This window comes from Pontixanthobacter gangjinensis (assembly GCF_009827545.1).
Lineage (GTDB): Bacteria > Pseudomonadota > Alphaproteobacteria > Sphingomonadales > Sphingomonadaceae > Pontixanthobacter > Pontixanthobacter gangjinensis.
The window spans coordinates 1332543-1354814 of the sequence record NZ_WTYS01000001.1; the positions used below are offsets into that span (position 1 = coordinate 1332543).

Here is a 22272-nt window from a genome sequence, read left to right on the forward strand (position 1 = left end):
CCATTATAGAAAACTTGGGTTTGCATTGGGTAGACAAAGCACGAGGCAAGCGCCCTTTTTCCCGTCTGTCCGGTCATGTGCGGACAATGTGCCATCGTGCGCTTCGGCGATTGTCCGTCCGATAGCCAATCCCAAGCCACTGTGGTCACCGAATGCTTCGGAATCAGGGCGCACCGAGTGGAACCGGGCAAAAACCTTCTCCTGGGCTTCTGCAGGTATTCCAACGCCCTGATCACAGACTGACAAAGAGACAGTTTCTTCATCGAGAGATATGGTCACGTCAATCACGCCGTCATCTGGCGAGAACGATACGGCATTGTCGAGCAGGTTTTCGATAACTCTTTCAAGTCGGACAGGAACCCCTCTTACCAACGTCTTACCGATCGGTCGGTGCAAAACCACTTTCAGTTTTTCGTTCTCGTCGCGGTTCTCGCGCCTATCGATAATTGCTCTGGCGAGGCCAGAAAGATCGAGGGTTTCAAAAGTAGTGCGAGACATCTCTGCATCGATCCGACTGGCATCTGCGATCTCGGTGATCAACCTATCAATTCGTCGGACATCGTGAGAGGCAATATCGATCAGCTGCCGCCTTAACTTTTGATCCTCGACGCGGCCGAGCGATTCAATCGCACTGCGCAAACTGGCAAGGGGGTTCTTGATTTCATGTGCAACATCGGCCGCAAAATGTTCGACCGCATCAATGCGCTGGCGCAGGGCATTGGTCATGTCGGAAACGGCCCTGGCAAGCAGTCCAATCTCGTCATTCCGTCCGGGTAAACGCGGGACTTCAACCTCGCGTTCCCGGCCTAGGCGGACCCGAACAGCTGCGCGAGCCAGCGCCTGAAGAGGAGTAACTATCGTGCGGGCCATGTAGAGCGACAGCAAGGTCGATAGCAGCAGTGCCAGGAGAACCGCGCTCATAAGAGTTGATCGGGCGCTGCGAACAGTTTCAGTGATATCGGTCGCGTTGCGAGTTGTAAGCAGGGTTGCACCCTTCAACCCAACTGGCGCCGCAGCATTAATCACCGGCGTCCCGTCAGGTGCATCGCGCAGCTGGATTTGCGACAATCCGTCGGCCTGAGCGCGGGCCAATTCGGGCCAAGAAGTGGCCTTGGCTTCTGGCGGTTCGATGTAGTCGGGGATCGGTTCGGCGCCAACAATAGTATCGACGGCGCGATCGAGCATTTGTGCGAAATCTTCCTGCCAATTGTCCTGCATTGGATCGTCAAAGGTGAAGGCGGGCTCGTCTAACTCGAAACTATCCGCCCATAGATTGCCCTCTGCGTCGAACATCCGCAGCCGCATGCGTTGCTCTTTTCCGATTTGGATCAGCAAGGCTTCCTGCCGCTCGCGCGTGGCGCCGGCAAGCGCTTCGGCGGTAATTTGGGCTTCAATCCTTGCCAGTTTGTAGCGCTCGTCAAGCAACTGTTTGCGGTAGCCGTCGAGGTAAAATATGCCTCCGCCCAGCAACGCCAGCGGCAAGATATTTACCGCGAGAATGCGTGACGTCAGCGATAGGCCGCGCATCCAGCCAAGCTGTTCCACGCCCTCTTCCAAACGCTCGGCTGAGCCCGCTTCAGCCATCGGTAAAGCTGTATCCTGCGCCATAAAGCGTCTCGATTGCGTTGAATTCCCGATCTACTACTCGGAATTTGCGGCGCATACGTTTGATGTGGCTGTCCACTGTGCGGTCATCAACGAAAATATCGTCGGGATAGGCGGCATCCATCAGTTGGTTGCGCGATTTGATTACTCCGGGGCGGGTCGCCAAAGCCTCGAGTATCAGGAATTCCGTCACTGTTAGAGACACAGGCTTGCCTCCCCAACTGACATGATGCCGCGCCGGGTCCATTACCAGCCGCCCTCGCGCAATTTCATCCGATGGTAATTCGGATTCGGGAATTGGCACCAAGGGCACGATTCCCGCACGCGCATCGCTTCGGCGCAAAATGGCTTTGATTCGGGCAGATAGCAGCCGCAGGCTGAAAGGTTTGGCGATATAATCATCGGCTCCCTCTGCCAGCCCTGCCTCTTCATCTTGCTCGTCATCCTTACTTGTCAGAAAAATTACTGGCAGCGCGGAGTGCTGGCGAAGGCGGCGGAGCAATTCCATCCCGTCCATCCGCGGCATTTTGATATCGAACACGGCCAGATCTGGGGGGTTCTCGAGCAGCGCGCTTAGGGCGGCTTCGCCATCTGAATAAAGGCGTGTGGCATATCCTTCTGATTGCAAGGCAATCGACACAGTGGTCAAAATATTACGGTCGTCATCAACCAGCGCAATGACTTGCTGCCCCGCAGGCTCTGCTCTGCTTGCATGTGTCTGATCTTGTACTTGCGAATCCGGCATTGTTGTTCCGATTGCCCATTTCTGTGCGTCAGCTTCCAGATTAGCCCGTTCGGCGTCAGGAAACAACGCGAACGGCGTAACTCGCCGCATTTTACCCTGCAAAGGGCTTTAGTCGGGTGATGTTGGTTTGACGTGGCGCCGTGCCGATACTATGCGCAGCGGCAATCGCTGGTGCATTCGTATGCACAGCGAATCGGATATATTCGCACCCAATCTTCCTCACCGGCCCAGCATTAGGCCGGTTCCGGACAGGAGAGACCTTTGACCACCCCGCTTTCCCACCCCCTGTCGGCACAGGGCATTCAAACCGACGCTGTAATTCACCCAAACCTTGGCACCGCGCAACTTGTCGAACAGGCACTTGAGAACAAGGAAGGCCGGCTTGCAAAGGATGGGCCGCTTGTGGTCGAAACCGGTCAGCACACGGGCCGTTCTGCCAAAGACAAATTTATTGTTCGTGATGAAACGACCGAAGACACGGTCTGGTGGGGCAAGGTAAACGCCTCGATGACACCGGAGCACTTCACTAATTTGAAGGAAGATTTCCTAACTGCTGTCGGGCAGAAAGATACGTTATACGTTGCTGATCTGTTCGGCGGTTCGCAGCCAGAGCACCGCGTTAATGTCCGCGTTATCAACGAATTGGCGTGGCATAATCTGTTTATCCGGACTCTGCTTGTTCGGCCCACGGCTACCGAATTGGCTGACTTCACGCCCGAATATACGATCATTGACCTGCCTAGCTTCCGCGCCGATCCCGAACGGCACGGTTGCCGCAGTGAAACGGTCGTGGCGGTTAATTTGACTGAAAAACTGATCCTGATCGGCGGCACCAAATATGCCGGTGAAATGAAGAAAAGTGTCTTCGGGATCCTGAATTACCTGCTTCCCGTTGATGGCGTCATGCCGATGCATTGCAGCGCGAATATTGGCCCGGACGGCAAAACTGCTGTGTTCTTTGGTCTTTCGGGCACTGGCAAGACCACACTGTCAGCAGATGCAAGCCGCACACTGATCGGCGATGACGAGCATGGCTGGTCGGATACTGCTGTGTTCAATTTCGAAGGCGGTTGTTACGCCAAGATGATCAAGCTGTCGCAAGAAGCAGAGCCGGAGATTTTCGCTACCACCAAGATGTTTGGCACGGTGCTCGAAAACGTGGTGATGGATGCCGAAACTCGCGAACTCGACTTCGACGATAACTCGCTCGCTGAAAATACGCGCGGTGCTTATCCGATCGAATCAATTCCCAACACATCAGCCGATAATCTTGGGCCTGTGCCAAGCAATGTCATCATGCTGACAGCCGATGCCTTCGGTGTGTTGCCCCCGATCTCACGGCTAACGCCCGATCAGGCGATGTATCACTTCCTTTCCGGCTACACGGCAAAGGTTGCGGGTACCGAAATCGGTGTGACCGAACCCGAGGCAACATTCAGTACCTGCTTTGGCGCACCATTCATGCCGCGCCATCCAAGCGTCTATGGCAATTTGTTGAAAGAGCGGATCGCCAAGGGCGGGGTCACCTGCTGGCTGGTAAACACCGGGTGGACCGGCGGCAAATATGGCACCGGCAGCAGGATGCCGATCAAGGCCACGCGCGCCTTGCTCAATGCAGCTCTGGATGGATCGTTGAATGGCGCAGAATTCCGCAAGGACCCGAATTTCGGCTTTGAAGTACCGGTTGCGGTAAGCGGCGTGGATACAGCCATCCTTGATCCTCGTTCAACTTGGGCGGACAAAGATGAGTATGATCGTACAGCACAAAAGCTGGTGAAATTGTTCGTCGATAATTTTGCTGAGTTCGAAGCGCATGTTGACGAAGGTGTGCGTCAGGCTGCCCCGACTGCTGCTTAATCTGAATATTTGACACCAAAGTCTCAGCAGGCCTGGGCGTTACATGGTTTTACCGTTTGGAGAGGGGCCCTCTTCCCGTATTGCGGGAAGGGGGCTTTTCCAATTGCTTGGGCTGGTGCACTGTTGCTGCGGAGGCCATCCGGCCGTGACTCAATTTCAGGAGAATTAACATGGGCCTATTCGACACAATTCTTGGCCAAGTGTCCGACAACCCGACCGTAAAAAACATGGCCGAAAAGCTCGGCATTGATCCGGCAGACGCTGCCAAGGCAGTTGCGGCACTGGGTGAAGCGCATGGCGAGCCGGGCGATACAGTTGAGGGCGCGGCTGCCAAGACCGGGATGGGCACCGACATTCTTGGCCAAATCAAAGACCAAATAGGCGGCGAAGGGTCGCTCGCAAAATTCGCTTCGATGATTGACCAAGATGGTGACGGTAATCCGCTGAATGACGTCATGGGCATTGCCAAAGGGCTGTTTGGCAAAAAATGATCGCGCGATTTTAGGTTTGATTGGGAGAATATTATGAGTCTTGCACAAATGCTGCAACAAAGCGGCGTAATCGAAAGCATGGCAGGTGAGCTGGGTATCGACCCGCAAACCGCCAAAATCGGCGCCGGCGCATTGTTGCCAGCGATTGTCGCTGGAATGGGGCGTAGTGCTGCTGGGTCTGGTGGTGATGCACTTGGCGGTCTTGGCGGTTTGGCGGGTGCCATTCTCGGCGGCGGCGGCGGTAACATGCTCGACTCCGTACTTGGTCAAAGTCCGACGCCGACTTCACAGGGTAACGACATTCTTGGAAATATCTTTGGCAGTAAAGATGTAAGCCGCGGTGTGGCTAGCGAAGTTGCTGCGCTGACAGGTATCGACGAAGCTGTAATCAAGAAAATGCTACCGATCCTTGCGATGGCAGCGGCTGGATATATGGCAAAGAAAGCGACCAGCGGATCGGCTGCTTCAGGAGCAGGAGGCGGTGCACTGGGCGGCATCCTTGGGTCTATTGTGACCGGTATGATGTCTCGCTGAATTGCCCTAGCAAAGCGATCACTTTGTTGCGCGATTTCAATCACGGCGGCGGTTGGGCACATGCTTCGGCCGCCGCTTTGTGATTAGTTCACGCTTTTCCGGAAAATCTGATAGGGTTCTTTAAATGGGGGACTCTTAATGCTGCGACTAATGATAATGCTTCTTGGCCTGGTTGGGCTTGGGCTTGGCCTTTCGCAGCCGGCGGAGGCGCGCAAAGTAGCACTCATCATTGGCAATTCGGATTATGAATTTGCCAGTCCACTGACCAACCCCAAGAATGACGTTGCCTTGATTGCGGCCTCTGCCGCAGAGGCCAATTTCGATGATGTGGTTGTGGTCGAGAATCTTGGCATCACTGAATTCGAAACTGCCCTGCGGGATTTCCGCAAGATAGCTGACGGCGCCGAGGTTGCGATGGTTTATTTCGCGGGCCACGGGATTGAAGGCAAAGGTCAAAACTGGCTAATTCCTGTCGATGCAAAGCTGAATTCCGACCGGGATTTACCATTTGAAGCGATTGAACTCAGCCTGATTACAGACACAATGGCGGGCGCGCAGGTGAGGATGATCGTGCTGGATGCTTGCCGCAACAGTCCATTTGGCCAGAAATGGCAAAGTGGAACACGCGCGGTAAATCGAGGACTCGCCAGCGTAGAGGCGGATGATGTCATTGTGATTTACGCAGCAGCGCCGGGCCAAACCGCGAGCGACGGTCACGGGGTCAATTCACCATTTGCACAATCGCTCGCTAAACGCTTGCCGGAACAAGACCTGCCGCTGCAACTGCTTGGCGGCAGTGTGCGGGATGATGTTCTTGTCGCAACCGATGGCGACCAGCGTCCGTTTGTCAGCGCCAGCGTAACTGGAACGCCAATTTATCTCGTCCCGCGTAGCGCTGGAGGTGGGCAAGGCGCACCAATCCAATATGTGGTCGAAAATGTCGTCATCACTTGCGTCAAACAGACCGAGACGTTTGGAGAGGATGAAATTTACCTAATCATCAACAATGGCCAACGGCTGCCAGAAGAAAACGGTAGCAAATATGACATCGGCAAAGGCGAACAATGGTCGCTCGCGCAGAGCTTCTCCTCAACCGCGCCGATTAGCATCACGATTATGGAGGATGATCCCATTGGGGACCATGACCGGATCGGTATCGTCGAAACCGGCACAGCGGTCGGAAGCTACACCAAAACGTTCACCTATGACCGCGGGGAATATACTGTCAGCTATGATGTGCGTCTGGCTAGCTAAGCGGGGAAAGTCAGGGCGCGCTGTTTAGTGACGGTTGCCCGAAAACGGTGAAGCTTGCCCATTTTTTCGGGTCATTGAAATATGGGCGATTATTCGGCCGATTTTCGTAATGCAGTGTGTCAATTTGAGCCTTTTGCATCGCGAATTCAGGGGCAATGCCTGCTTTTAGATGCGTGACGAATTTGGTCATCAGAACATTGGTCGCCTTGTCGTCAACATTCCACAGGCTCGCAACAACTTGACCGGCTCCGGCGGTTTTCCAGGTTTTGGAAATGCCGAAATGCCCTCCTTCAAAAGTCCGCCCCAAACCAGTCTGACATGCGCTTAAAACCACCAAAGGATGATGGTTCTTCCAACCGGGAAATTGCTCAACCCGAATTTCTCCGGCCCAATAATGTTTCTGCGCCATCGCGATATAGCTGCGGGTCAAGGGATTGTTATTATTGGAAACCGCGTGACTTGCGATGTAGACTAAGCCGGTATCACGCCGCTTGCTGATCGCGCGCCTCAATGCACTGGTAGTCGCTTTCTCGCCAATCAAAACGGTGTTGTTCGGGTCCGGAAGCAAGTTCGAGACAGCCAATGCCTCTTCCTTTGCGCCGGGCAAATCGCGCCATTTTTGTGACGTATGGCTCGTCAAGTCGGGGTTGCCAACGATCACGGCCTTGTTGATATCAATAGCGCCGAAGTCGAAGCCAATTTGATCTTCGCCAAGCGACAAGACATCCGGCATGACCACTAGCGACCAGTTCTCTGCTAAATAGCCATTAGCTAGCGGGAGAGCAGCATAAGGTGCCGTTCCTGAATCCTTGGCGGCCACAATCAGCAATCGGCCTGCGCGCGAACCTAGCACGTCAGAGACATGGCCGGGCAACAAGCTGTCAGCGGCGTCCTTCAACCCGCGGCGGCGCGCTTCAATGGCAGTCTTTGTTCTGTCTTCTTTTTCAAGATTTGCAATTTCCGCTGGTGTTAATTCCTCTTCACCCTGCTCTCTCAGTGTTCGCGTTCCAGCCATCCGTGTGACGCCGAGATCGTCTGACATCTGGCTCAGGCCCGTATAAGGAGCATCTCCCCTGCCGCTAACAACCCGGCCGTCCGGCGCTATGAGCCATGCTTCCATATAACCATCCTCGGTCATGTGATGGATCAGCGCATATGTTTCTGGCTCTTGCCTGCTCAAGCTAGCCAAGTTGGTGTGAATGGCCTCAAGAGTCAGTTTTGCGGCCACCAAGTCAGGCTCTTTACCGGGAATGACAACGTGACCTGTCTGCTCTTTTCGCCTGATCTGTTTTGCAAATAGAGTTGAGCCAGCGACCGCCTCAAGCAGCTTTTGCTGACCTCGCTCGCTGAGGCTTTCCGGCATCTCGAAAAAGTCTGCTGGCTCGGGCAAATCGACAAACCGGTTGGGCAGATTGGCGAGTGCTTCGTCGCTGACGCCTTCCAGTTGCACGGGAGATTCTAGGGTATTCTGTGCCACATTGTCGCAGCCAGAAAGTACCAATGATATAAGCGTGGCGAAGACTATTTTTTTCAAAATAAATTTCTCCTATTCGTGCCGTAATCTCACCTAGCTAAATACCGATTCTTTCAGAGAAGATTTTCGAAGAATGTAATCGGTGAGCATGCTTTACGTCGATACCCTTGAAACATAACGGCTGACGTTCTTGGCCATGACATCAAGCGGGGCATTACCGCCCAAAATCACTGCGTCGTTAAACGCTTTGAAGTCATATTTGCCGCCGAGTGCGGTTTTCGCCAAGCCACGTTGGCGGATGATTTCGCTGTGGCCTACCTTGTACCCGCAGGCTTGGCCTGGCCAGCTGCAATAACGGTCAACTTCGCTTGCGACTTCATCGGGCTTGCTGCCATTGCGCTGAACGAAGAAATCGACCGCCTTCTGGCGGCTCCAGCGTTTATGGTGGAGGCCAGTGTCGACCACCATTCGGCATGCGCGGAAGGCGAGCGATTGAAGATAACCAAGACGCCCGACTTTGAATTCGTCATAAGCGCCGAGTTCATCGGCAATTTGCTCACCATACAGTGCCCAGCCTTCACTGAATGCGTTGAAGGCAAGAATGCTGCGGATCAATGGCAGCCGGTTCGAATACTCCCCTTCCCACACATGGCCAGGGATAGTTTCATGATATGTCAGATCGGCAAGGTCATATTTCCGGTGCAAATCGGTGGTACGTAGATTAATCCACATCCGGCCCGGAATGGTTCCATCTTTGCTGCCTGCGCCGCCATAGGCGCCTGGCGCACCCAATTCCTCATTTACGGGAATTCGGCGGATTTCCATATTGGGGTCAACCAGCGTGTTGAAGGCGCGCGGCATTTGGCTTTTGATCCAATCAACGCGATTCTCAATGAAAGACATGATTTCAGCACGGCCCGGGTCCCCCTCAGCAAATTTGTAACGCGGGTCATTGCCAAGCGCTGTCATTCGTTCGCCAACTGTGCCGGTGGTGTAACCAATTTCTTTGAGGATCGGGTCCATTTCGGCGTGAAGTGAGGCAAGTTCCTCCAACCCCTGTTGATGCACTTCATCAGGCGAAAGGTTGGTGGTGGTGCTGGCGCGCAAAGCCCAGGCGTACCATTCGTCGCCCTTGGGACGCTGGGCCATGCCGGGATCCGATGTGGCGACGTTTTGCTGGCGGTAGAGTTCCGCCAATTGCGCCTCCAATGCCGGAGCAATCTTGTTCTTGACGATCTCTTCCGACTTAGAAAACAGCCGTCGCCCGTCTGGCAATTCTCCCGTTTTATCCTGCAACGGTTTGGCCATGCCGCCGCCAGTCATGGCCTCTTGAAGCGTTGCGCGCATTTGTGTGACAGCCTTGGCCAGCAGGAAATCCGGTGGGACAACACCCATGTTGGTCGCAGATTTCATTCTCTGCAGTTCACCGGCCAGCACACCAGGGATCGCCTCAAGCCGGTTGATATAGGCTTGCGCATCGTCACCATCATTCAGCGGATGGTTCGATTCCATAAAGCGAGGGAGATCGAGATAAGAGCCGACATTCTGGATCACCACATAGGGTGCGTTGCGCCAGCTGCCGACAGCGACATCGCCATAGGGCAGGGCGAAACCGTCCAGCGCAACCGAATAGGCGCTTTCGACAACTTCAAAGCTGGTTAGCTGATCTGCATCGAGCATTTCTCGCGGATAGGCTCTGGTCACTTCCAAATCGCGCCGCAATGTCGCCGCATATGCCGCCTGTCCGCCAATAGACTGATCTTCCAGCTTACTCCGCAATGCTGCGTATTTGCCAGTATCGACACCAAGGCCAGTGGCTCGTTCGGGCTCATGTTCAAGCAAGTTGTAGCCGACTTGTTCGAGCCAGCCATCGGGCGAGATCGTGCCGGGTAGAGCGCTCGCGACACTCGTTCCAACGGCGGTGCATCCACTCAAGGTGAGCGCGGCGGTTGCGCCAAGACCGGTAAGAGCCTGACGCCGAGTGATTTCGAATGTTTGATTGTCCATGCGGCGATGTGTGCCGCGATGCGATTACCCTGTCAAACAGGCAGATCGCCGAATGCAAACGGGGCGGGCAACATGCCCGCCCCGCCAAATTGCTAAACTCTGACTGACTTAAAGAAATTCAGCAGGAACGCGCCCGCCATTCTTGGCGATTTCCTGTAGTGTTTTTTTGTGGAGCCAGATGTTTTCTTCGGCTGTGCCCGAATAATCGCTGTCGCCCAATTCACCGGCCAGTTCCTTGCGATTGGCGAAACTAGGGTCAAGTCCGAGCAACTTCATCAAATCGACGATGGATGTGCGCCAGTTGAGCTTATCTGCCCCGGCCATGCCGTCTAACGTCGCTTCAACGTCCAATTCGCTGACGGGTGTCGGCGTGGCTTTGGTCGTTGCAGGCGCTGCTTCTTGCGCCTTGGCCTTATCACCGAAAATTGCGTTTTTGATTGAGCTGAAAATACCCATGGAAAATCCTCCGAATAACTGCGAATCGCCAATTTGGCGTCGCTCCCCGTTAGTCTATATGGTAGTGTTAGCTGCGACTAGGTGAACCAGCAATTACACAAGCTTTTACGGGTATTTACATTTATGATGAATCTGGTTCTTTCGGTGCTCGTGCTTGCCTGTTTTGGCCTGTTGCTGGGCGCTTTTGCATTGTGGCGCAGGGGCGGGCCAATCAAGCAAGTGCTGATGATGGTCCTTCTGGCAGTCATTGCTGTAGTCAATGTCGCGATCTGGACTGTGCCCGATGCCGAGGGAGAGGCCCCCCTCGGCAAAATCCAGGAAATCGAGAAATCCGACGGAAGCTCCGACAGCTAACAGGTCTTGGGCCTAGCGCGGAACCTCCCATTTGACCGAGGTTCTGTAAGAGCCGCTCACCTTGTTCCCGCTTGAGTCACGTGCCGCGTCGAACCGCGCACGCTGGCTGACCAATTTGCAGGTCGCATTGTCTAGTGCCGAATGGCCTGTCGAAGCGACTATCTGACAATTCTGGACTTTGCCGGTGGTGCCAACGGTTACCTTGAAGCTGGCAATTCCAGTCATTCCTCGATTGATCCAACTGGTGCGATAATCAGACTCTGTTATCCAGCGCCCAGGATCGTTGCTCGGCTTCGCGGCGATCGGGCTGAATGTCGGAACAGGCTTAGGCGTCGGCTGCGGCGTGACGGGCACAACCGGATCACCTTCCGGGAAGGCATCTCTAATCACTATGTCGGCTAGATCAGGCAATTCGGGAGCGGTGTTGATTGTCGGTTCCGAATTGTTGATTGGCATTGGCGGAGGCGGAACATAGGGCAACGGTGCGGTCGGCTTCTGCGGTTCTACTGCCTCATCCGGCTCTGGCGGGGGTGGAGGGGGTGGGGTTTTGAAGACGGTCGTCTTTAACGGCGTATCTTCGTCAGGCATAAACGCTCCGCCGGCAAGGCCGGTAACCAGCACGACCCCGATTATCGCATGTATCGCTGTGACCCCGGCAACCGCGGTCTTGCGGTTAGTCTGTGTGGCATGATCAGCAAAAGCCATCATGATTCTCCTCTCAAAGCGCCGCTCTAAAGGGCGACTCAATATAATGTTACAACATAACACTGAAGAGGCAAGCGATTTCGAGTGGCGGTTTGCCACCGATAAAAATCATCTTTAAATTAGGACGTTATCAAAGCGCAGCATCAGGCAGCGCAGGAGGTCACTTGATCGGGCAAGCAGGGTCAAGGCGGAAATCGAGGTAATTATCGACCGATGCCATAAGCTCTTTTTGCTCATTCTCGAAGAAATGGTTCGCTCGCGGAATTTCTTCGTGATGGATCGTGATGTGCTTTTGCGTGCGCAACTTATCGACCAGCTTCTGCACCGCGCTTGGCTGCACAACTGTGTCAGCCGTGCCCTGGATAAAGATGCCTGATGCCGGACAAGGGGCAAGGAAGCTGAAATCGTACATGTTGGCAGGTGGAGCAATCGAGATGAAACCGCGCACTTCCGGGCGGCGCATCAGTAATTGCATACCGATCAACGCGCCAAAGGAAACGCCGGCGACCCACGTCGTTTGTGCTTCTGCGTGAATGGACTGGACCCAGTCGAGCGCAGCTGCAGCATCGCTGAGTTCACCTATACCGTTGTCGAAGCTGCCCTGACTGCGACCGACACCGCGGAAATTAAAGCGCAAAGTTGCAAAACCGCGATCGGTGAAGGTCTTGAACAATTTCTGCGTCATCCGCTCGTTCATTGTACCGCCGCCTTGCGGGTGCGGGTGAAGGATCATCGCAACCGGAGCGCGTGGGCGCGGGGCAGGAGTGTAACGACCTTCGAGACGGCCTTCAGGACCGGGGAATATTACGGATGGCATGGGACTCAACCTGTCAGATGGATCGAACACGCGGGTAGCGCGCCCTATTTCCCAGTCTATATAGTGACAAACATGCATTTCGCAATTGTGATAACCATATCCAGAGGCACTCATTCCTGACCGTATCTATCTCGACCACGCCGCGACTACACCGATCCGGCCAGAAGCGCTTGCGGCGATGCAGGAAGGGTTCAAAATCTGGGCCAATCCGAGCAGTCCGCATGCCGAGGGCCGCAAAGCCAAACAGGCGCTGGAAAATGCGCGTGAGCGGATAAAGAAAGCGCTTGGCTGGGATGGCGAAGTTATTTTCACCAGTGGCGCTAGTGAAGCGGCAAGGCTGGCGTTTGATAATGCCAATGTGATGCACGAAGCTGTGTCAACGGCGGAGCATGATGCTTTGCATCATTTCGTAACCGATCGCGGCGCGCAAGAAATCCGGTTTGATCAAGACGGGTTGATCAACCACGAAAGTCTCAAGAAGGCTTGCGAACCCTCGATGGCTGCGGGAAATGTGCCTGAAAACCGCTCGCTTGTTGCGGTCCAGTTGGTTAATTCTGAAACCGGCACTCGCCAAGATATTGATACGGTCGCTGCCATTATTGGTGAGTATTCCGGCATTCTAATTGCCGATTGCGCGCAGAGTGCCGGAAAGCTTGCTTTACCGACGACGGCAGGAATGGTCATCGTCTCGGCGCATAAATTTGGTGGGCCGATCGGGGTGGGTGCGTTGCTGGTGAAGGACTTTGCCATGCTCAAACCAGCCGGCGGGCATGAGCGCGGCTATCGGCGCGGCACCGAAAATCTGCCGGATATTCTTGGCATGGCCGCCGCGATCGAGACGTGTGATTGGCACACAACGGCTGATCAGCGTGAGGCCTTCATTGCACGACTTAGCCGTGACCGGCTGACAATTGGGCAACAAGTTGATTATATCGTGCCGCTCGTGCATCCGAAAATGAGCGCGCAGGCCCTTTTAATACGCCTCGATTCGATGGGCTTTGCAGTATCGGCTGGAAGCGCTTGTTCGTCAGGCACTCTCAAGAAGAGTCGCGTCCTCGATGCGTTTGGTGTCGACGATGAGACTGCCTCTCGTACCATCCGCGTCAGCTTGGGCTGGAACACTACACCCGAAGAATTGGAACGCTTTGCCGATGCGTGGGTAAAACTCACATGATCTATCTCGACTACCAAGCGACCACTCCGCTCGCGCAAGAAGCACGTGATGCGATGTTGCGGTGGCTTGATGGGCCGGACGGGGTCGGGTTCGGGAATCCGCATTCCTCGCATAAGCTCGGTAGGTCATCAGCCGCAGCGGTTGAGTTAGCCCGCGACAGGGTGGCAGCATTGTTCCCTGCTGGCGGAACAGTCATTTTCACTAGCGGTGCGACCGAAGCTATCAATCTGGCCATTCGCGGAACGGCCGGGAAGGGTGCTGTTGCCTTTTCCGCTACCGAACATTCTGCGGTAAGCGACACTGCTCGCGCAGCCGGTAAGTCGCATGAGTTGGCGGTTGGCGAAGACGGAATTTGTATTGCCGATCAGGATTTAGCCACTGACACTCGGATGATCGCGGTAATGCAGGTCAATAATGAAATCGGGACCGTCCAGCCAACACTCGAATGGCATAGGCGTGCAAAGGAGGCCAACGCTCTTTACCTCTGCGACGCGGTGCAAGCTTATGGCAAAATGCAAGTCACTGGCGCGGATTTGATCGCGGTCAGCGCGCATAAGTTTCACGGACCCAAAGGTGTTGGCGCGTTGTGGGTGCGCGACGGCCTGGAATTGAACGCGGTGCAGACGGGTGGCGGGCAAGAGCACGGTATCCGATCGGGCACGCTCAGTCCGGCCTTGTGCGCGGGCTTCGGCGCCGCTGCGAAGCTTGCCCAAGAAATGATGGTGCAAGATGCCGAACACATCGAGAAATTGTGGCACCGCGCTCGCGACTTGTTCAGTGATTGGGAGTTGAATGGTAGCGCTGATGCCCGTTGGCATGGCAACCTTAATGTCCGCCGCGAGGGACTCGATGTGGCTCGTTTAATGTCCGATGTCCGTGATGTGTGCTTCTCCGCCGGATCGGCCTGCGCGAGCGGATCTGGCCGCCCCAGCCACGTCCTGCGAGCTATCGGACTTGAAGACACCCAGGCAAAAAGCTCGATTAGGCTCGGTTTTGGGCGCTATACGACGCTTGAACAGATCGAAGAGGCTGCACTAAAAATCAACACTGCCGCAGCGGCACAGGAGGTCTAATGGTTCGCGTCCGTTTTTTCCCCGCCGAGGGCAAGCCGATTGATTGCGAAGTCGAGGAAGGGGCGTCGTTGCTATCGGCCGGTCAAGCTGCGGGCATGGCCTTGGAAGGCACTTGCGAAGGGCAGATGGCCTGTTCGACCTGTCATGTAGTCGTCGATGAGGAATGGTTTGATCGCCTGCCAGAGGCGAGCGAAGACGAGGAAGATATGCTCGATCTCGCATTCGCCGTCGAACGTACCAGCCGCCTGTCCTGCCAAATCGAAGTCACCGCAGAACTCGACGGACTAACCGTCAAAGTCCCGCGCGACAGCCATGATATGTCGCGAATGTAGACTAGCCAGTATTGAGGAGCTCACCTTCATCCTCGGCTAATCTTCGCATCGGATTCCAGCGGCTAAGCCGCCTCCATACCAGTATGACCAACCAAATTAGCATGCCAATGGGCCCGAGGAACGGAGCCATAATTAGCAGCGCAGCTAGCATCGAGCCAAGGATTGACCCTTTTGCTGACCAAGCCGAGAAGATTGGTTCTGCGAAGTCTTCCTGCACAATTGGCGGGGCTGCCTCGTAATTGATGTGAAGTTGGCTGAACTGAACACGCCCCTTCATTTCACTGAGCCAGCTGCGCGCTTGATCTATCTCCTCATTCACTTGTGCCACGCCGCGTTCAGCTTCAACTAGCTCGGCTACGGTTCCGTTGCGGCTGCGCAAAACTTCGATCAATCGGTCACGCAACACGGTGCGGGCCAGAAGCCTAGCTTTAGTATCGACCAGACTCTTGGACAAATCCTCACCATCGATGGTGCTGGTGATCAATTCGCCATCAGCGTCGGCGACGCTGGTGGTCAGTTCCTTGCCGAAGTCGCGGGCATATGGTGATGCGATGGCGAGCTGCTGGTTGCCAGTTCCAGCACCGTCCTCTCCATCCACTTGCGCCATCGAGATAATACGACAAATCGTGCTACCTTTTGCCTCGCACTGGTCAGCGTGGCGGACTTGCATCGGCTTTATAGAGTCTGCTCGCAGTCGGAATCCGAAACCATAGCGATAGGCGATTTGAGGGACGCCAATGGAAAATGACTCTGGACCGACAAAGCCTGTTTAGGTGGTATTTGCAGGTATTGGCTCGCCTCTTCCGGGGGTTTTTGCCATTGTCGCTGCAGGTTCATAATTTGTGGCGGCATGTGGGGCGGCGTAACTAGTAGACGCTCCCGCGATATCGACGGTTGATAGTCGCTCGACGACTTGAGATGCATCCGAACCGTCACTGGTCGTTAACGTGATGCTTGTTGCGAGAATTGCGCCAGTTACGATCACACTCGCTGCCATAATCTTGTAGTTCATTGCTCGCCCCATCTCATTAATGTCGATTGTAATGGGCGACCATCCGCGAGTGAGAGGATGACCGCCCATCGAAACCGAAGGGGGAGGGGGTTAACCTTCGGTCACAACCCCTGCCCGCGACCCAATGCGCTGGCTGAGTTTACGTCCGCCCCAAAGAAGCCCGCCGATGGGCAGGACAATCGCGCTGATCAACAATAATCCGGCAAACAATACGCCCAGAATAGAGCCGAGCGAGCCAAGCACGCCTTGGATCGGAGCGAGGAAGTCGTTGGTCACCTGCAAGCCTGAATCGTAGCGGATGGTTATCCGGCTATAGGCGACGCGCCCCTTCATTTCGTTCAGCCAGCTGCGCGCTTGATCGATTTCTTCATTCACTTGTGCCACGCCGCGTTCGGCGTCGACCAGTTCTCGGACGTTGCCTTTGCGGGTACGGAGTACGTCTTGCAGGCGGTCTCGCAAAGCGGTGCGCGCTTCTAGCCGAGCCTCGGTATCGATGATGGCCTTGGACATGTCCTCCGCTGCAATATTGGCGGAAATTTGCTCAGCGCCTGACTCGGTTGCTTCCTTTTCAAGCAGGGCGCCGAATGCGCGAGCATGGCGGGTAGCGACGGCGAGCTGCAATTCGCCGGTAACTTCTTCAGCCTGATCACCCACCTTGCTCATCCCCATGATTTGGCAGCTGGCGGGACCTTGCTGTTCGCACAGGTCAGCATGGCGCCGCTGCAATTTGCCGATGTCTTCCCCGGGAAGTCTCCAAGAAAAATCATAAGCGTAGGCCAGTTTCGGCAGGCTAACGCCGACGGCTGGTAATTGCGGGATCGGCGAGTTTGAATCTGTTGCCGATGACTCGACGATATCGGCCGCCTCTTCAGCCTGAATTGCTCCCGATTCGTAATTTTCGACCACAGATTGATCTGCATTCGATCTGCCGCCTGGATCTTCGGAACATGCAGCCAATGCTGCCAGTGGAAGTGTGCTCGTTAAAATAAGTTTCCTCTTCAAAGCGTGCCTCATTACAGCCTCCTTTTTGCCTTCTTCTCGCCATAATTGAGATGTGAATGACCAAAAGGTCAAGCACAAAAGCAACAGGCCCCCGCGGAATACTGCGCGGGGGCCTGTCAAGTTATTGAATTTAAGACGGTTTAGGCGGCTTATTTGATGCCGCTTTTGATCGCCTCAATTAAGGCGTTGGAGAAAGCCGGAATGTCATCCGGATTACGGCTCGTGATCAAATTGCCATCAATCGCCACCTCTTTGTCGACCACAGTTGCGCCAGCATTGGTCAAATCGGTCCTGAGCGATGGCCAGCTTGTCACGGTCTTACCGTCGATTATGCCCGCCTCTGCTAGCAACCATGGCGCGTGGCAGATGGCCGCAATCGGCTTGCCGCGCATGTTGAAATTGCGAATAATGTCGATGGCGTGTGCATCCATTCGCAAGATGTCAGGATTTATCTGACCGCCCGGCAGGAGCAATCCATCATAATCATCGACCGTTACGTCGCCGAGTGTCGTTTCAACTGCGACGCTGTCACCCCAATTGCCATCGGACCATCCCTTGATTTCGCCTGAATCAGTACTTGCGACGGTGGTCTCGATTCCAGCATTCTCAAGATCGGCCTTTGGCTGCATCAGTTCAGACTGTTCGAATCCGTTGGTGGCCATAATCAATACGTGTGACATAGGTAACTCCTTGATTTGTCGTTACTTGGCCAATGGCTCAATCACCACTGCGTTCCATGCCGCGCTTCGAATCGTGCTCTTGATGCGGCGAGTTGAAGCCGATCAACCGAGATTCCTGTTGGAACGGCAATCGCCATGCCGATGCGACCGGTAACGCGATTCTTCTTCGCGTTTCGGGAGTTCAGCCGAATTCTGCTCTAGTAGTTGTGGATACAGCCGCGCCGCACTGCCGCTTTTGGTTGGGCCTTGCTAGACGCCTCCTATGGTCACCACCGATAGCGATAAGTCAGTACCCGATCCGTTTGACGCGATTGTCGATGCGCCGTTCGATTCTGCGCTGTCCGAACGCTATCTGGTCTATGCTTTATCGACAATCACGGCCCGCTCACTGCCTGATCTGCGCGATGGGTTAAAGCCTGTGCATCGCCGCTTGCTCTGGACAATGCGCCAGTTGAAGCTGGATCCGACTAACACATTTAAGAAATCGGCCCGCGTTGTGGGCGAGGTTATCGGGAAATATCACCCCCATGGTGATACCGCTGCCTACGATGCGATGGTGAGGCTCGCGCAGGATTTTTCGCTCCGCTATCCGCTGGTCGAAGGGCAGGGCAATTTCGGTAATATTGACGGGGATAATGCGGCTGCATACCGATATACTGAAGCGCGCCTAACCCGTACCGCCATGCAATTAATGCAAGGGCTGGATGAAGGGACGGTGGACTTCATACCGACCTATAATGGCGAAGAAGAAGAGCCTGAGCTGATGCCGGGCCTGTTTCCCAACCTACTCGCCAATGGCACCAGCGGGATCGCGGTGGGCATGGCCACAAATGTACCGAGCCATAATGTAGCAGAGATTATCGATGCCACGCTCGAGCTGATTGATAATCCGCATGTCGAGCATAGCCGTTTGATGGAGCTGTTTCATGGACCCGATCTGCCAACTGGCGGCCTGATCGTCGACAGTTCGGAAATAATCTCGAAGGCCTATGAAACGGGTCGCGGCTCGTTTCGCGTTCGCGGCAGGTTTGCGGCGGCAGAGGCTGAGAAGAGTGAAGATCGGGAAGCCGGAATTGAGCGTCTTGGCGGCGGCCAATATCAATTAATCATCAGCGAAATTCCCTATCAGGTTCAAAAAGGAAAGCTGATCGAGCAGATCGCGCAGCTAATTGCAGACAAGAAGCTGCCAATCATTGAAGATGTACGGGACGAAAGCGACGAGAATATCAGGTTGGTGCTGGTTCCCAAGAACCGCAATGTTGACCCGGAGCTTCTCAAGGAATCGCTATATAAGCTGACCGATCTGGAAACGCGCTTTGGCCTGAATTTGAACGTTCTGGATGCGACGCGCACGCCGATGGTGATGGGCCTGAAGGAACTTCTTGGTAATTGGACTGCGGCGCAGATTGAAATTCTCCAGCGCAAGACGCAGCATCGTCTGGACAAGATTGCTGCACGATTGGAGCTGGTTGAAGGGTACATAATTGCCTTCCTCAATCTCGATCGGATTATCGAGATCATTCGGACTGAAGATGAGCCTAAGCCTATAATGATGGCCGAATTTGGTCTGACCGACCGGCAGGCGGAAGCAATCCTGAATATGCGTCTGCGCTCCTTGCGCAAGCTCGAGGAAATGCAGCTTCGCGGAGAGCGGGATGATTTGATCAAGGAACGTGAGGAGCTTGAAAAGCTCCTTGGTTCTCCGGCGCGTCAGCGCACACGTCTGAAGCGCGACCTGACCAATCTGCGTAAGGAATATGCGGAGGAGACCGAGCTTGGCCGACGCCGGACGACCATCGCGGAAGCGGCGCCGACGGTTGAATTCAGCATGGATGCGATGATCGAGAAAGAGCCGATTACAGTTATTCTATCGCAAAAGGGTTGGATACGCGGCGCGAAGGGTCATGCCGATCTGGCGACAGATGATGGCATGGGCGACTTCAAATATAAAGAAGGAGACGCGGCTGCATTTGTGCTGCACGCGCAGACCACTGACAAGCTGCTGATCGCCGTTGATAATGGCCGCTTCTTTACGCTTGGATGCGACAAATTGCCTGGTGCACGCGGATTTGGCGAGCCGATCCGCAACACTCTCGATATTGCGTCTGAATCGCAGATCATCGGCGCGCTGGTTTACCGGCCGAAGGGCCAATTGTTGCTCGCTGCATCCAATGGCAAAGGTTTTGCAGCCGAAATGGACGAAATGCTTGCAGAGACCAAGAAGGGCAGGCAGGTCGTCAATCTCAAGGGTGAGACAAAATTCACGGTAATCCGCGAAATCGCCGAAGAGCACGATCATATTGCAGTAGTTGGTGATAATCGAAAGCTGGTAGTGTTCAGCCTTGAAGAATTGCCAGTTCTCGGCCGCGGACAGGGCGTCATGCTTCAGCGTTACCGCGACGGCGGATTGTCCGATGCGACGACGTTCAAGCTTGAAGATGGCCTAAGTTGGGCGATGGGCGGTAAGGGTGACCGAACGCGTACCGAAGCCGAAATTTGGCAGTGGAAAGTCGCACGTGGTGCCGCTGGACGGATGCCACCCCAAGGGTTCCCACGGGATAATCATTTCTAGGATCGAAGCCCCTTAAACACAGGCTGCGTATAGATCTCTTTGCATCAAGAATAAAAAGAGGGCCGAGCCTGTGGCTCGACCCTCTTCCCTGCGACCCGAAGGGCTTATTCACGAGACTTGCGTGACGCTTTCAACTCTTCGAGACATATGGAACCACCTTTGCGCTCAACCGGGGGGAGGGGCGAATCGCTGGTTCCAATCCGAATTTCGTGATTGACGCTTACGTAAAGCCAGCAAGCTGAATTACACCTGAATTCAGCTTGCTGCTTTTTCAGCTTTGTTTGCGGCGTTGCGGGCGACCGCCGCCACTCTGGCCACCACCTTGCCCGCCGCCACCGGTGCCGCCGCCATTGCGGGGGCCACGATTGCCGCCTCCGCCGTGGTAAGGTTTCTTGGCAGGGCGCGCAGCGGAACTATCGACACGTTCGTCACGGCGTTTGGCTGCGACAACCGGTTTTGTCACCGGGCCGCTTTTGTGGCTGACATTCTTCGGGCGTCCGAAATCGCTGTCATTGCCGCGTGGTTCATTGCCGCGCTGGCGATTGTCACGGTCGTCGCGGCTGCGATAATTACCTTGGTCGGGTGAACGACCTTCGGCATCGCGCCATTTACGGTCGCGGCCCGAGGCTTGTCCTCCGGAACGGCCACCCGGCTTTCCGCCACCGCTGCCTTTACGGAAACGTGCATTGCGATCTTCATCACTGCGTTCTGCGCCTGAGCCTTTACGAGCCGGAGCTGGCAGGCCTTTGGCTTCCTGAATAAAGTTTTCAGGCAAAGGAGCAGGGACCAGCTTGATACCCGTCAACCGCTCAATGTCACGGATGTAGGGCTTCTCGTCACCAGCAACATAGCTGATCGCGATGCCGCTGCGGCCTGCGCGAGCTGTCCGGCCTATGCGGTGGACATATTGTTCCGCGACATTGGGGATTTCAAAGTTGAACACGACACTAACGCCGGGAACATCGATGCCACGTGCGGCAATATCGGTTGCAACCAGCACGGGCACACTGCCACGTCGGAAACCGTCGAGTGCGCGGGTACGCTGGGCTTGCGATTTGTTGCCGTGGATGGCTGCGGCATTGATGCCGGCGGCTACCAGATTGCGGACAACCCGGTCGGCACCATGCTTCGTGCGAGTAAATACCAATGCGCTTTCAATTTCGCCATTGGCGATGCCTTTGCGAAGCGAAATGGTCAGCAGCGCCTGCTTTTCCTTCTGATCGATGTAGGTCGAATATTGTTCGACCCGTTCGGCCGTGGTTGATTGCGGTGCAACTTCCACGCGGACAGGGTTGGAAATGAAGCGCTTGCCAAGATTGGCAATCGCATCAGGCATCGTGGCACTGAAGAACAAGCTCTGCCGTTCCTTCGGCAACATATTAGCGATGCGGGTCAACGGCTTGATAAAACCAAGATCCATCATCTGGTCGGCTTCATCAAGAACGAAGATTTCGACGTGCTGCAAAGTCAGTGCGCGCTGTTCGATCAAGTCGAGCAGACGGCCCGGTGTTGCGACCAGAATATCGCAACCGGGAACCAGTTTGCGCGCCTGTTGGCGGGCGGGCAGGCCGCCGAAGATACATTGCACTGACAGATCGAGATAGCGCGAGTATTCGCGGATATTGTCCGAAATTTGTGCTGCCAGCTCACGCGTCGGCGAGAGGATTAGCATCCGGCAACCGGCAGGATGACGCGCAACAGGGTTGGCCGCAAGACGGTGAAGCGAAGGCAAGGAGAACGCGGCAGTTTTGCCGGTACCTGTTTGAGCTACACCAAGCAGATCGCGGCCATCCAGCAATGCCGGAATGGCCTCGCGCTGGATAGGTGTTGGCTCTGTATAACCCTTTGTGTTGAGGGCGCGAAGTATGGGTTCGGCAAGGCCGAGTTGTTCGAAAAAAGACATAAAAAACTTTCAGTAATGCGCCATGAGGATTCGGATAAATATCCGGAATCCGGGCGCGGAGTGGGTCCTTACGGCGACCCAAGCGTGAAACGGGAAGCATGCGAATAACGCAAATTCCGTGAACCGGGTGCGGGACTAGCCCCTTATTTTACGGGGAAGTTCACGCTCGCAATCGGTTACGCAGTGATATTCCCGCGCCGGACGTTGAGGGCCATGTAGGGACGA

The 22272-nt window shown here is 55.0% G+C and carries 21 protein-coding genes; 9 read left to right on the forward strand and 12 right to left on the reverse strand.

All coding sequences use genetic code 11. The features are described 5' to 3' along the window. Positions 1-3: 3 nt before the first annotated feature. Positions 4-1584 carry a sensor histidine kinase gene (locus tag GRI36_RS06320; RefSeq protein ID WP_202392225.1) on the reverse strand — a complete coding sequence of 527 codons (1581 nt, stop codon included), beginning with the start codon at positions 1582-1584 and terminating at the stop codon, positions 4-6. Then, entirely contained in the window at positions 1577-2350 is a 774-nt protein-coding gene (locus GRI36_RS06325; protein ID WP_160599095.1) for a response regulator transcription factor, read from the reverse strand. The genes GRI36_RS06320 and GRI36_RS06325 overlap by 8 nt, the downstream gene beginning before the upstream one ends. Positions 2351-2611: 261 nt before the next feature. Here GRI36_RS06325 and GRI36_RS06330 point away from each other — a divergent pair, with 261 nt between their 5' ends. The 4 genes from GRI36_RS06330 (at position 2612) to GRI36_RS06345 (ending at position 6486) form a co-directional block, all read left to right on the forward strand. Continuing rightward, positions 2612-4207 (forward strand): phosphoenolpyruvate carboxykinase, encoded by a 1596-nt coding sequence (locus tag GRI36_RS06330; protein WP_160597691.1) that lies wholly within the window; start codon positions 2612-2614, stop codon positions 4205-4207. Positions 4208-4377: 170 nt separating this feature from the next. After that, the gene (locus GRI36_RS06335) at positions 4378-4698 is read left to right on the forward strand and encodes a hypothetical protein (protein ID WP_160597692.1); all 321 of its coding nucleotides are present in this window, start codon (positions 4378-4380) and stop codon (positions 4696-4698) included. 33 nt (positions 4699-4731) lie between these two features. Further along, complete coding sequence (locus GRI36_RS06340) at positions 4732-5232, forward strand: DUF937 domain-containing protein (protein WP_160597693.1); 501 nt, start codon at positions 4732-4734, stop codon at positions 5230-5232. A 150-nt stretch (positions 5233-5382) separates the two neighbouring features. After that, a complete protein-coding gene (locus GRI36_RS06345; RefSeq protein WP_160597694.1) occupies positions 5383-6486 on the forward strand; it encodes a caspase family protein in 1104 nt (367 codons plus the stop codon). Between the two features lie 10 nt (positions 6487-6496). On the opposite strand, the gene GRI36_RS06350 is transcribed toward GRI36_RS06345, so the two are convergent. The 3 genes from GRI36_RS06350 to GRI36_RS06360 all read right to left on the reverse strand — a co-directional run bounded on the left by GRI36_RS06350 (position 6497) and on the right by GRI36_RS06360 (position 10423). Further along, positions 6497-8020, reverse strand: a complete 1524-nt coding sequence (locus tag GRI36_RS06350; RefSeq protein WP_160597695.1) for a CHAT domain-containing protein — start codon at positions 8018-8020, stop codon at positions 6497-6499. A gap of 93 nt (positions 8021-8113) precedes the next feature. Beyond that, positions 8114-9967 carry a DUF885 domain-containing protein gene (locus GRI36_RS06355; protein WP_160597696.1) on the reverse strand — a complete coding sequence of 618 codons (1854 nt, stop codon included), beginning with the start codon at positions 9965-9967 and terminating at the stop codon, positions 8114-8116. A gap of 108 nt (positions 9968-10075) precedes the next feature. Further along, positions 10076-10423 (reverse strand): DUF3597 domain-containing protein, encoded by a 348-nt coding sequence (locus GRI36_RS06360; protein WP_160597697.1) that lies wholly within the window; start codon positions 10421-10423, stop codon positions 10076-10078. Between the two features lie 123 nt (positions 10424-10546). On the opposite strand from GRI36_RS06360, the gene GRI36_RS06365 reads away from it, so the two are divergent. Continuing rightward, positions 10547-10777 (forward strand): hypothetical protein, encoded by a 231-nt coding sequence (locus GRI36_RS06365; RefSeq protein WP_202392131.1) that lies wholly within the window; start codon positions 10547-10549, stop codon positions 10775-10777. Between the two features lie 12 nt (positions 10778-10789). Here GRI36_RS06365 and GRI36_RS06370 read toward each other — a convergent pair whose 3' ends face one another. Both GRI36_RS06370 and GRI36_RS06375 read right to left on the reverse strand, forming a co-directional pair. Beyond that, positions 10790-11485, reverse strand: coding sequence for a TonB family protein (locus GRI36_RS06370; protein WP_160597698.1), 696 nt, complete (start codon positions 11483-11485; stop codon positions 10790-10792). Positions 11486-11642: 157 nt separating this feature from the next. Further along, on the reverse strand, positions 11643-12299 hold the full coding sequence (locus GRI36_RS06375; RefSeq protein ID WP_160599097.1) for an alpha/beta hydrolase: 657 nt from the start codon (positions 12297-12299) through the stop codon (positions 11643-11645). A gap of 124 nt (positions 12300-12423) precedes the next feature. On the opposite strand from GRI36_RS06375, the gene GRI36_RS06380 reads away from it, so the two are divergent. The 3 genes from GRI36_RS06380 to GRI36_RS06390 are packed head-to-tail and all read left to right on the forward strand — an operon-like array spanning position 12424 to position 14878. Next, a complete protein-coding gene (locus tag GRI36_RS06380; protein WP_328598408.1) occupies positions 12424-13473 on the forward strand; it encodes a cysteine desulfurase family protein in 1050 nt (349 codons plus the stop codon). Beyond that, positions 13470-14546, forward strand: a complete 1077-nt coding sequence (locus GRI36_RS06385) for a cysteine desulfurase family protein (protein WP_160599099.1) — start codon at positions 13470-13472, stop codon at positions 14544-14546. The genes GRI36_RS06380 and GRI36_RS06385 overlap by 4 nt, the downstream gene beginning before the upstream one ends. After that, a complete protein-coding gene (locus tag GRI36_RS06390; RefSeq protein ID WP_160597699.1) occupies positions 14546-14878 on the forward strand; it encodes a 2Fe-2S iron-sulfur cluster-binding protein in 333 nt (110 codons plus the stop codon). The genes GRI36_RS06385 and GRI36_RS06390 overlap by 1 nt, the downstream gene beginning before the upstream one ends. Before the next feature lies 1 nt (position 14879). Here the strand turns inward: GRI36_RS06390 and GRI36_RS06395 are convergent, their stop codons facing one another. From GRI36_RS06395 to GRI36_RS06410, 4 genes are all read right to left on the reverse strand, one after another. Next, on the reverse strand, positions 14880-15617 hold the full coding sequence (locus GRI36_RS06395; RefSeq protein ID WP_328598409.1) for a DUF4349 domain-containing protein: 738 nt from the start codon (positions 15615-15617) through the stop codon (positions 14880-14882). A 30-nt stretch (positions 15618-15647) separates the two neighbouring features. After that, a complete protein-coding gene (locus GRI36_RS06400) occupies positions 15648-15890 on the reverse strand; it encodes a hypothetical protein (protein ID WP_160597701.1) in 243 nt (80 codons plus the stop codon). A 90-nt stretch (positions 15891-15980) separates the two neighbouring features. Beyond that, positions 15981-16904 carry a DUF4349 domain-containing protein gene (locus GRI36_RS06405; protein ID WP_160597702.1) on the reverse strand — a complete coding sequence of 308 codons (924 nt, stop codon included), beginning with the start codon at positions 16902-16904 and terminating at the stop codon, positions 15981-15983. 137 nt (positions 16905-17041) lie between these two features. Next, positions 17042-17572 (reverse strand): type 1 glutamine amidotransferase domain-containing protein, encoded by a 531-nt coding sequence (locus GRI36_RS06410; RefSeq protein ID WP_160597703.1) that lies wholly within the window; start codon positions 17570-17572, stop codon positions 17042-17044. Positions 17573-17834: 262 nt separating this feature from the next. Here GRI36_RS06410 and parC point away from each other — a divergent pair, with 262 nt between their 5' ends. Continuing rightward, the gene (gene parC, locus GRI36_RS06415) at positions 17835-20144 is read left to right on the forward strand and encodes a DNA topoisomerase IV subunit A (protein ID WP_160597704.1); all 2310 of its coding nucleotides are present in this window, start codon (positions 17835-17837) and stop codon (positions 20142-20144) included. Between the two features lie 271 nt (positions 20145-20415). Here the strand turns inward: parC and GRI36_RS06420 are convergent, their stop codons facing one another. Beyond that, positions 20416-22047, reverse strand: coding sequence for a DEAD/DEAH box helicase (locus GRI36_RS06420; RefSeq protein ID WP_160597705.1), 1632 nt, complete (start codon positions 22045-22047; stop codon positions 20416-20418). Positions 22048-22272 lie beyond the last annotated feature (225 nt).